The organism is Serratia odorifera (assembly GCF_041448735.1).
Lineage (GTDB): Bacteria > Pseudomonadota > Gammaproteobacteria > Enterobacterales > Enterobacteriaceae > Serratia_F > Serratia_F odorifera.
The window spans coordinates 300458-310100 of sequence record NZ_JBGMUT010000005.1; the positions used below are offsets into that span (position 1 = coordinate 300458).

11 protein-coding genes, 2 tRNA genes and 1 other RNA gene are annotated in these 9643 nt (G+C 55.5%); all 14 read left to right on the plus strand.

What is annotated here, in order from left to right; genetic code table 11:
* Window positions 1-154 precede the first annotated feature (154 nt).
* Window positions 155-1723 (plus strand): cytochrome ubiquinol oxidase subunit I, encoded by a 1569-nt coding sequence (cydA, locus tag ACCC84_RS15590; RefSeq protein ID WP_004965795.1) that lies wholly within the window; start codon window positions 155-157, stop codon window positions 1721-1723.
* A 14-nt stretch (window positions 1724-1737) separates the two neighbouring features.
* On the plus strand, window positions 1738-2877 hold the full coding sequence (cydB, locus tag ACCC84_RS15595; RefSeq protein ID WP_004965793.1) for a cytochrome d ubiquinol oxidase subunit II: 1140 nt from the start codon (window positions 1738-1740) through the stop codon (window positions 2875-2877).
* Between the two features lie 17 nt (window positions 2878-2894).
* The gene (cydX, locus tag ACCC84_RS15600) at window positions 2895-3008 is read left to right on the plus strand and encodes a cytochrome bd-I oxidase subunit CydX (protein ID WP_004965790.1); all 114 of its coding nucleotides are present in this window, start codon (window positions 2895-2897) and stop codon (window positions 3006-3008) included.
* Window positions 3008-3301 (plus strand): cyd operon protein YbgE, encoded by a 294-nt coding sequence (ybgE, locus tag ACCC84_RS15605; RefSeq protein WP_004965788.1) that lies wholly within the window; start codon window positions 3008-3010, stop codon window positions 3299-3301. The genes cydX and ybgE overlap by 1 nt, the downstream gene beginning before the upstream one ends.
* 129 nt (window positions 3302-3430) lie before the next feature.
* Window positions 3431-3835: a tol-pal system-associated acyl-CoA thioesterase gene (gene ybgC / locus ACCC84_RS15610; protein WP_039992359.1), complete on the plus strand. Its 405-nt coding sequence runs from the start codon at window positions 3431-3433 to the stop codon at window positions 3833-3835.
* Window positions 3832-4515 carry a Tol-Pal system protein TolQ gene (tolQ, locus tag ACCC84_RS15615; RefSeq protein ID WP_039992358.1) on the plus strand — a complete coding sequence of 228 codons (684 nt, stop codon included), beginning with the start codon at window positions 3832-3834 and terminating at the stop codon, window positions 4513-4515. The genes ybgC and tolQ overlap by 4 nt, the downstream gene beginning before the upstream one ends.
* 12 nt (window positions 4516-4527) lie before the next feature.
* Complete coding sequence (gene tolR, locus ACCC84_RS15620; protein WP_004965781.1) at window positions 4528-4956, plus strand: colicin uptake protein TolR; 429 nt, start codon at window positions 4528-4530, stop codon at window positions 4954-4956.
* 78 nt (window positions 4957-5034) lie between these two features.
* Window positions 5035-6222: a cell envelope integrity protein TolA gene (tolA, locus tag ACCC84_RS15625; protein ID WP_004965779.1), complete on the plus strand. Its 1188-nt coding sequence runs from the start codon at window positions 5035-5037 to the stop codon at window positions 6220-6222.
* Window positions 6223-6479: 257 nt separating this feature from the next.
* Window positions 6480-7772 (plus strand): Tol-Pal system beta propeller repeat protein TolB, encoded by a 1293-nt coding sequence (gene tolB / locus ACCC84_RS15630; protein ID WP_004965777.1) that lies wholly within the window; start codon window positions 6480-6482, stop codon window positions 7770-7772.
* 44 nt (window positions 7773-7816) lie between these two features.
* Window positions 7817-8329: a peptidoglycan-associated lipoprotein Pal gene (gene pal, locus ACCC84_RS15635; RefSeq protein WP_039992356.1), complete on the plus strand. Its 513-nt coding sequence runs from the start codon at window positions 7817-7819 to the stop codon at window positions 8327-8329.
* A 9-nt stretch (window positions 8330-8338) separates the two neighbouring features.
* Window positions 8339-9112, plus strand: a complete 774-nt coding sequence (gene cpoB, locus ACCC84_RS15640) for a cell division protein CpoB (RefSeq protein WP_371902052.1) — start codon at window positions 8339-8341, stop codon at window positions 9110-9112.
* Between the two features lie 175 nt (window positions 9113-9287).
* Window positions 9288-9363 (plus strand) — tRNA-Lys (locus tag ACCC84_RS15645).
* A 15-nt stretch (window positions 9364-9378) separates the two neighbouring features.
* A non-coding RNA gene (locus ACCC84_RS15650) (RtT sRNA) lies at window positions 9379-9501 on the plus strand.
* 66 nt (window positions 9502-9567) lie between these two features.
* Window positions 9568-9643 (plus strand) — tRNA-Lys (locus tag ACCC84_RS15655).

Genomic DNA, 9643 nt, shown 5'->3' on the forward strand with positions numbered 1-9643 from the left:
GTCCAGGTTGGAGTGCATAGCTGAAAGCCGAGAGGCTGGATCAAAATTGTTGTGTTTAGGGCATTCACTGCGGGGCGTTATTGGTTAGCTTTCTGGATGGGGTAATACCAATAATTGCAATTCGGAGTCTTCCTGCGAGGAGCAAGGAGTCAAGATGTTTGATATTGTCGAACTGTCGCGCTTACAGTTTGCTTTAACGGCGATGTATCACTTCCTATTCGTCCCATTAACGCTTGGCATGGCGTTTTTGTTGGCAATTATGGAAACGGTATATGTGCTGTCCGGCAAACAAATCTATAAAGACATGACCAAATTCTGGGGCAAGTTATTTGCAATTAACTTTGCCCTGGGTGTGGCCACCGGTTTGACCATGGAGTTCCAGTTCGGGACCAACTGGTCGTATTTCTCTCACTACGTCGGTGACATCTTCGGGGCGCCGTTGGCTATCGAAGGTCTGATGGCGTTCTTCCTTGAGTCAACGCTGGTCGGCCTGTTCTTCTTCGGCTGGGATCGCTTGAGCAAGGTCCAGCACATGGCGGTAACCTGGTTCGTGGCGCTTGGCTCCAACCTGTCGGCGCTGTGGATCCTGGTCGCCAACGGCTGGATGCAGAACCCCATCGCTTCAGACTTCAACTTCGAAACCATGCGCATGGAGATGGTCAGCTTCTCCGAACTGGTGCTTAACCCGGTTGCGCAGGTGAAGTTCGTTCACACCGTGGCGTCCGGCTACACCACCGGCGCGATGTTCGTGCTGGGCATCAGTGCCTATTACCTGCTGAAAGGCCGCGATGTCGCCTTTGCCAAACGCTCCTTCGCCATTGCTGCCAGCTTCGGTATGGCTGCCGTGTTGTCGGTTATCGTACTGGGTGATGAATCCGGTTACGAAATGGGCGACGTGCAGAAAACCAAGCTGGCGGCGATTGAAGCCGAGTGGGATACCCAGCCGGCACCGGCGGCGTTTACCCTGTTCGGCATTCCGAATCAGGACAAACAGGAAAATGCCTACTCCATTCAGATCCCGTATGCGCTCGGTCTGATTGCCACCCGTTCTACCGATACCCAGGTGACCGGTCTGAAAGACCTGATGGCGCAGCACGAAGTGCGTATCCGCAACGGTATGAAGGCCTACCAACTGCTTGAAGAGCTGCGCTCTGGCAACACGGACCCGACCGTGCGCGCCGAGTTCAACAAAACCAAGCAGGATCTGGGTTACGGCATGCTGCTCAAACGCTATACGCCGAACGTGGTTGACGCCACGGAAGCGCAGATTGCCCAGGCAACCAAAGACTCCATTCCACGCGTAGCGCCGTTGTACTTTGCCTTCCGCATCATGGTGGCCTGTGGGGTGCTGATGCTGATCATCATCGGTCTGTCGTTCCTGAGCGTGGTGCGCGGCCGCATCGGCCAGAAAAAATGGCTGCTGCGCGCGGCACTGTACGGCTTGCCGCTGCCATGGATTGCGGTAGAAGCCGGCTGGTTCGTTGCCGAGTATGGCCGTCAACCGTGGGCTATCGGTGAGGTGCTGCCAACGGCGGTTGCCAACTCATCCCTGACGGTGGGCGACATCCTGTTCTCGATGGGGCTGATTTGCGGCTTGTACACCTTGTTCCTGGTGGCTGAAATGTACCTGATGTTCAAGTTTGCGCGTTTGGGGCCAAGCAGCCTGAAAACTGGCCGCTATCACTTTGAACAACCGACTGCCGCCGTGCAGGAAGCGCGCTAAACAGGAGTCCATGTATGTTTGATTATGAAGTACTACGCTTTATCTGGTGGGTGCTGGTTGGCGTGCTGCTGATTGGTTTTGCCGTCACCGATGGTTTCGATATGGGCGTTGGCATTCTGGTGCGCATCATCGGGAAAACCGATACCGAACGCCGGGTGATGATCAACGCCATTGCCCCGCACTGGGACGGCAACCAGGTCTGGCTGATCACCGCCGGTGGCGCGTTGTTTGCCGCCTGGCCGATGGTGTACGCCGCCGCATTCTCCGGCTTTTATGTGGCGATGATCCTGGTGCTGGCCGCCTTGTTCTTCCGCCCGGTCGGTTTTGATTACCGTTCCAAACTGGAAAACAGCCGCTGGCGCAACATGTGGGACTGGGGCATCTTCGTTGGTTCCTTCGTGCCTGCGCTGGTGTTTGGCGTAGCGTTCGGCAACCTGCTGCAGGGCGTGCCGTTCCATATGGACGAATACCTGCGTCTGTTCTATACCGGCAACTTCTTCCAACTGCTGAACCCGTTCGGTCTGTTGGCGGGTGTGGTCAGCCTCACCATGCTGATTACCCAGGGCGCCACCTACCTGCAAATGCGTACCACCGGTGAAATTCACCTGCGTTCACGCGCTGCGGCGCAGATCGCTACGCTGATCATGGCGGTGTGCTTCCTGCTGGCAGGTATCTGGCTGGTGAAAGGCATCGATGGCTATGTGGTGACCTCGGCGCTGAACACCGCGGCGGAATCCAACCCGCTGCGCAAGGAAGTGGCACATCAGGCCGGGGCCTGGCTGATCAACTTCAACAACTATCCGGCGCTGTGGGCGCTGCCGGCGCTGGGCGTGGTGTTACCGCTGTTCACGCTGCTGTTCTCACGTCTGGAAAGGGGAGCGCTGGCGTTCCTGACATCGTCACTGACCATTGCCTGCGTCATTTTGACCGCCGGCGTGACCATGTTCCCGTTCGTCATGCCGTCCAGTACTAACCCGAACATGAGCCTGACCATGTGGGACGCCACCTCCAGCCTGTTGACGCTGAAAGTGATGACCGTGGTGGCGATCATCTTCGTGCCAATCGTGTTGGGCTACACCTGCTGGGCATACTACAAAATGTTTGGCCGGCTGGATAAGAACTTCATCGAAAACAACAAGCATTCGCTGTACTAAGAATAAGGAGCTAAACCATGTGGTATTTTGCCTGGATTCTCGGAACGCTTCTTGCCTGCGCCTTCGGTATCATCACGGCGCTGGCGCTTGAGCACAGCGAAGATGCCAAAGCCCAGCAAGACGGCAAGTGATGAGCTCGCTGACTGACAGGCTGTATGCCGTTGTCGACAAGGGCCCGATTCGGGCCCTTTCACTGGCATTGGCGCTGTTTATGGCCGGCAGCGTATTCTGGGATCCGACGCGTTTTGCGGCGCGCACCAGCAGTCTGGAGATCTGGCAGGGCATCCTGCTGGTTTGGGCGGTGTGTGCCGGGATGGTGCATGGCGTCGGTTTCCGGCCTCAGCGCCTGCTGTGGCGCGCTTTTTTTGCGCCATTGCCCGCAATTGTGATCCTTGCCGCTGGATTACTTTACGTTTCTTTATAATATGCGTTACACCCCATGATATGGGCTCTCGCGGCCCATAATTATTTTCGTTCCCCTCTTGTAACCCATTCCCAACCCGATCGCTCTTGCGTATAGTAGCAGCGTTAAATTGCATTGCTGGGAAGTCTAGTGAGTAATACGTTATTTCGATGGCCGGTCCGGGTTTATTATGAGGATACCGATGCCAGTGGTGTGGTGTATCACGCCCGCTACGTCGCCTTTTTTGAAAGAGCGCGCACCGAAATGCTGCGTCAACGTAACTTTCATCAACAGCAGCTGCTCAGTGAGAATATCGCTTTCGCTGTCCGGCGCATGACGGTGGATTACCTGCTGCCAGCTCGTCTTGACGACCAGTTGGAAGTACAGAGTGAGATCACCCAGATGCGCGGGGCGTCCCTTACGTTTGCCCAACGCATTGTCAATGCCGACGGGACTCTGTTGAGTCAGGCGGATGTATTGATTGCATGCATTGATCCACACCAAATGAAGCCCAGAGCGCTTCCTAAGTCTATTGTCGCGGAGTTTAAGCAGTGACTGACATGAACATCCTAGATCTATTCTTGAAGGCGAGCCTGCTGGTTAAGCTTATCATGTTGATTCTGATATGCTTTTCAGTGGCTTCATGGGCGATCATCATCCAGCGTACCCGCATCCTCAATGCGGCCACGCGTGACGCCGAAGCCTTTGAAGACAAATTCTGGTCTGGTATCGAGCTTTCCCGTCTGTATCAGGAAAGCCAGGCGCGTCGAGACAGCCTGACCGGCTCAGAGCAGATTTTCCATTCCGGCTTTAAAGAGTTTGCTCGCCTGCACCGCGCCAACAACCATGCGCCGGAGTCGGTGATTGAAGGTGCGTCGCGTGCGATGCGCATTTCAATGAACCGCGAGCTGGAAACGCTGGAAAACCATATCCCGTTCCTGGGGACCGTTGGTTCCATCAGCCCGTATATCGGCCTGTTCGGTACCGTTTGGGGCATCATGCACGCCTTTATCGCGCTGGGTGCGGTGAAACAGGCCACGTTGCAAATGGTTGCACCGGGCATCGCCGAAGCGTTGATCGCCACCGCGATCGGTCTGTTTGCCGCGATCCCGGCCGTTATGGCCTACAACCGCCTCAACCAGCGCGTCAACAAGCTTGAGCAGAATTACGACAACTTTATGGAAGAGTTCACCGCCATTCTGCATCGTCAGGCCTTCTCCAGCGACAGCAAATAAGTAGGAGGTTGTATGGCGAGAGTACGTGGCCGTAAACGGCGTGAGCTGAAGTCGGAAATCAACATAGTTCCATTGCTGGACGTACTGCTGGTGCTGCTGCTGATCTTTATGGCAACCGCGCCGATCATTACCCAGAGCGTGGAAGTTGATCTGCCGGACGCCACCGATTCCAAAACGGTATCCAGTGACGATAATCCACCGGTGATCCTTGAGGTGTCCGGCGTCGGGCAATACACCATGGTGGTTGATCACGATCGCATGGAACTGTTGCCGCCGGAGCAGGTGGCAGCGGAAGCAAAATCGCGCCTGGAAGCCAATCCGAAGACGGTCTTTTTGATCGGTGGGGCGAAGGAAGTACCGTACGATGAGATTATCAAGGCATTGAATATTCTGCATCAGGCGGGCGTGGCTTCCGTGGGGTTGATGACCCAGCCAATCTGACCGTAAGGCGAATGGCAACCCGGCTCCCGTTCTGCGGTTCGGGAGCCCCGTTTAAGCACCAGTTTTTGGGAATCTATTTTGGTAAAGGCAACTGAGCAAAACGATAAGCTGAACCGCGCCGTTATTGTTTCGGTGGTTCTGCACATTGTATTGATTGCCCTGTTGATTTGGGGATCGCTGCACGAAAACGCTGAAATGAGCGCCGGCGGTGGCGGCGACGGCTCGGTGGTCGGCGCGGTGATGGTCGATCCTGGCGCGGTGGTGGAGCAATACAACCGCCAGCAACAGCAGAGCAACGACGCGCAGCGTGCAGAAAAGCAGCGCCAGAAAAAAGCGGAGCAGCAGGCGGAAGAGCTACGGCAGCAGCAGACCGAAGAGCAACAGCGTCTGAAAGCGCTGGAGCAGGAACGTCTGGCGGCGCAAGAGAAAGCCGAAGCCGAAAAAGCGGCCCAGGCCGCGCAGCAAAAACAGGCCGCCGAGCAACAAAAGCAGGCAGTGGAACAGCAGAAGGCGGCAGAAGCCGCTGCAGCGAAGGCCAGAGAACAACAGAAGGCGTCTGAGCAAGCTGCCGCCAAGGCAAAAGCCGACGCGGACAAGATAGCCAAGGCTCAGGCCGATGCTCAGAAGAAAGCGCAAGCCGAGGCCAAGAAAGAAGCCGCCGCTGCCGCCGCCGCCAAAAAACAGGCGGAAGAAGCGAAGAAAGCGGCGGAAGCCAAAGCGACCGCCGAGGCCGAAAAGAAAGCCGCAGCGGAGGCCGAGAAGCAAGCCAAGGCCGAAGCCGCTAAAAAGGCCGCGGCAGAAAAAGCCGCCGCCGCCAAGAAAGCGGCAGCGGAAGCGAAGAAAAAGGCCGCAGCAGAAGCCGCCAAGCAGTCTTCCGAGGTTGAAGATTTGTTCGGTGGTCTGGCCGACGGTAAAAACGCGCCAAAAGGCGGCGGCAAGCAACAGGGCGACGGTAAGCCGGCCGGACAGGGCAATGCCAAGACCGCCGGTGCCAGCGGTGCAGAAATCAGTGGCTATCTGGGGCAGATTACCGCCGCCATCCAGAGCAAGTTCTATGACGCCGACCTGTACAAAGGTCGCCAGTGTGATTTGCGAATCAAACTGGCGCCGGACGGTCTGCTGATTAGCGTGAAGGCTGAAGGGGGCGATCCTGCGCTGTGCCAGGCGGCCATCGCCGCGGCGAAACAGGCGCGGATCCCTAAACCGCCAAGTCAGGCGGTCTATGAGGTATTTAAGAATGCTCCTCTTACCTTCAAGCCGCAATAATGGTTGTTTAGCCGAGTGAAACGGCAGGGATGTACTAAGGTAACCAACAGGGATTATGCCCCTTGGATTTCGAGCCGTCGCGTCGTCGACCGCGCGTATGCCCGCCGGTGGCTTGTTAGCGCAAGCGCCGGAGGAGCGCGTTTTTGACGCCCCGACTATCGCCTGAAATGCGTTGGGTAAACGTAGTTTTGTTTGCGTTGGTTTGTTAAAATTCTGCTAATTTATCGCAGGCATCCCGCCTGGATAAGGGAGATGAGATGAAGCAGGCATTTCGAGTAGCGCTAGGTTTTTTAATACTGTGGGCCTCCGTGTTGCACGCGGAAGTTCGCATTGAAATCACCCAGGGGGTCGACTCTGCGCGGCCGATTGGCGTGGTGCCGTTCAAATGGGCGGGTCCAGGCACGCCTCCGGAAGACGTAGGCAAGATCGTCGCCGCGGATTTGCGCAACAGCGGCAAATTCAACCCGATCGATGCGGCACGTATGCCACAGCAACCGACCACCGCGTCTGAAGTGACGCCGGCGGCCTGGACTGCGCTGGGTATTGATGCAGTCGTGGTCGGCCAGGTTCAACCGGGCGCTGACGGCGGTTATCTGGTTTCCTACCAGCTGGTAGACACCTCCGGTTCGCCGGGCACCGTGCTGGCACAAAACCAGTACAAGGTAACCAAGCAATGGCTGCGTTATTCGGCGCATACCGCCAGTGACGAGGTGTTTGAGAAGCTGACTGGCATCAAGGGCGCGTTCCGCACCCGCATCGCCTACGTGGTACAGACCAACGGCGGCAAGTTCCCGTATGAATTGCGCGTTGCCGATTACGACGGCTACAACCAGTTTGTGGTGCATCGTTCGCCGCAGCCGCTGATGTCGCCGACCTGGTCGCCAGACGGCAGCAAATTGGCGTATGTGACCTTTGAAAGCGGTCGTTCCGCGTTGGTGGTGCAGACGCTGTCTAACGGTGCCATCCGTCAGATCGCTTCGTTCCCGCGCCACAACGGTGCGCCGGCGTTCTCGCCGGACGGTAGCCGACTGGCGTTTGCGTTGTCCAAGAGCGGTAGCCTGAACCTGTATGTGATGAACCTGGGCTCTGGCCAGATAACTCAGCTGACCGACGGGCGCAGCAACAATACCGAACCAACCTGGTTCCCGGATGGCCAGTCTCTGGCGTTTACCTCCGATCAGGGCGGCCGGCCACAGATTTATAAAATTAGTGCAAGCGGCGGTGCCGCACAGCGTCTGACCTGGGAAGGTGGCCAGAATCAGGACTCTGAAGTCAGCGCCGACGGTAAATTCCTGGTGATGGTGACCACTAACAACGGTGTTCAACATATCGCCAAACAAGATCTTGGATCGGGAGCCGTTCAAGTATTAACGGACACGTTCCTGGACGAAACGCCGAGTATCGCGCCAAACGGCACCATGGTGATCTATAGCTCCACGCAAGGTATGGGCTCCGTGCTGCAATTGGTATCGACCGATGGGCGTTTCAAAGCGCGTCTTCCGGCAACTGATGGACAGGTCAAATTCCCTGCCTGGTCGCCGTATCTGTGATGCATGTGTAAATATGTATGGCAAACTATAAAAGGATCAAAGAAATGCAACTGAACAAAGTGCTGAAAGGGCTTCTGCTGGCACTGCCAGTTCTGGCTGTAGCAGCTTGTAGTTCTAACAAAAGCGCGGACAACGACCAATCTGGTGTAGGCGCAGGCGGCACTGGTATGGAAAGCGGCAGCAGCAACCTGTCTTCCGAAGAACAAGCTCGTTTGCAGATGCAAGAACTGCAAAAGAACAACATTGTCTACTTCGGTCTGGACAAGTATGACATCTCTTCTGAGTTCGCTCAGATGCTGGATGCGCACGCGACTTTCCTGCGTAACAACCCATCTTACAAAGTGACCGTTGAAGGTCACGCGGATGAGCGCGGTACGCCAGAATACAACATCGCCCTGGGCGAACGTCGTGCTAACGCGGTTAAAATGTATCTGCAAGGTAAAGGCGTTTCTGCCGATCAGATCTCTATCGTTTCTTACGGTAAAGAAAAACCTGCAGTACTGGGCCACGACGAAGCGGCTTACTCTAAAAACCGTCGTGCCGTTCTGGTTTACTAAGAGAATCGCATGAACAGTAACTTCAGACGTCACCTGTTGAGTCTGTCGTTACTGGTTGGCGTAGCGGTCCCATGGGCCGCTACTGCCCAAGCGCCAATCAGTAATGTCGGCTCCGGCTCGGTCGAAGACCGTGTCACCTCACTTGAGCGAATCACCAATGCTCAGGGTCAGCTGTTAAACCAACTCCAGCAACAAGCCTCCGATAACCAGCGTGATATCGACTCACTTCGTGGTCAAATCCAGGAAAGCCAATATCAGTTGAACCAGGTTGTTGAACGCCAGAAGCAAATCTATGAACAGATAGACAGCCTCGGGCAGGGCGGCGCTCAGAATTCTGCAGCTACGGCAGGCGCTGCCGCGGCGGCTTCTTCCGCCGCTAGCAGCAGTGCCCCGGCGGCTCCGGCCAGCACGGGCGACGAGAACAGTGACTACAATGCCGCTGTCTCTCTGGCGCTGGAAAAAAAGCAGTACGATCAGGCTATTTCCGCGTTTCAGGGCTTTATAAAACAGTATCCAAAGTCTACTTATCAGCCTAATGCCAATTATTGGCTTGGTCAGTTGTTCTACAACAAAGGTAAGAAAGACGATGCGGCATACTATTTTGCGGTAGTGGTAAAAAATTACCCGAAATCGCCAAAAGCGCCGGACGCGATGTACAAGGTCGGTATCATCATGCAGGAAAAAGGTCAGGCGGATAAAGCCAAAGCCGTATTCCAGCAGGTGATCAAGCAATACCCAACCAGCGATGCGGCCAAGCAGGCCAACAAGCGTATTGCAGGTTAATAGCAAAAAAGAGCCCGGAATTTGGCCGATCAGGCCGAATTTCGGGCTCATTCGTGTGAAGAACAAGCAGTTGAACCCGATGAGTCAAAATTTAGGTTGCGCTGCTGAGATAAATTAGTAATATATGCCGCCGTTGCCAAGACATCTTGCAAGGTGTTAAAGCAGCAAGGAAATTGGGTCGTTAGCTCAGTTGGTAGAGCAGTTGACTTTTAATCAATTGGTCGCAGGTTCGAATCCTGCACGACCCACCAATTCTTAACGGATTGGCAAGCGTTGAGTCGGAAAGGATGAGAACCGTCAAGGTTCGAGTCGAGCGTAAGCGAGACAACATCACCCAGTGATGGCCCGAAGGGCAAGGCGCAAGCCGCGTCATCCTGCACGACCTACCAGTTTTGGAATTGCAAGTTCAAAACGGTGAGTAAAATTTCCTGGTAGTTGGCAGTAACCACGTCAGTGGGTCGTTAGCTCAGTTGGTAGAGCAGTTGACTTTTAATCAATTGGTCGCAGGTTCGAATCCTGCACGACCCACCA

Excerpts from the sequence above, each read along its gene's own strand:
- ybgE (WP_004965788.1), top strand. The coding sequence starts at position 3,008 with ATGAGCTCGCTGACTGACAGGCTGTATGCCGTTGTCGACAAGGGCCCG.
- cpoB (WP_371902052.1), top strand. The coding sequence starts at position 8,339 with ATGAACAGTAACTTCAGACGTCACCTGTTGAGTCTGTCGTTACTGGTT.
- tolB (WP_004965777.1), top strand. The coding sequence starts at position 6,480 with ATGAAGCAGGCATTTCGAGTAGCGCTAGGTTTTTTAATACTGTGGGCC.
- cydA (WP_004965795.1), top strand. The coding sequence starts at position 155 with ATGTTTGATATTGTCGAACTGTCGCGCTTACAGTTTGCTTTAACGGCG.
- cydB (WP_004965793.1), top strand. The coding sequence starts at position 1,738 with ATGTTTGATTATGAAGTACTACGCTTTATCTGGTGGGTGCTGGTTGGC.
- cydX (WP_004965790.1), top strand. The coding sequence starts at position 2,895 with ATGTGGTATTTTGCCTGGATTCTCGGAACGCTTCTTGCCTGCGCCTTC.
- tolR (WP_004965781.1), top strand. The coding sequence starts at position 4,528 with ATGGCGAGAGTACGTGGCCGTAAACGGCGTGAGCTGAAGTCGGAAATC.
- pal (WP_039992356.1), top strand. The coding sequence starts at position 7,817 with ATGCAACTGAACAAAGTGCTGAAAGGGCTTCTGCTGGCACTGCCAGTT.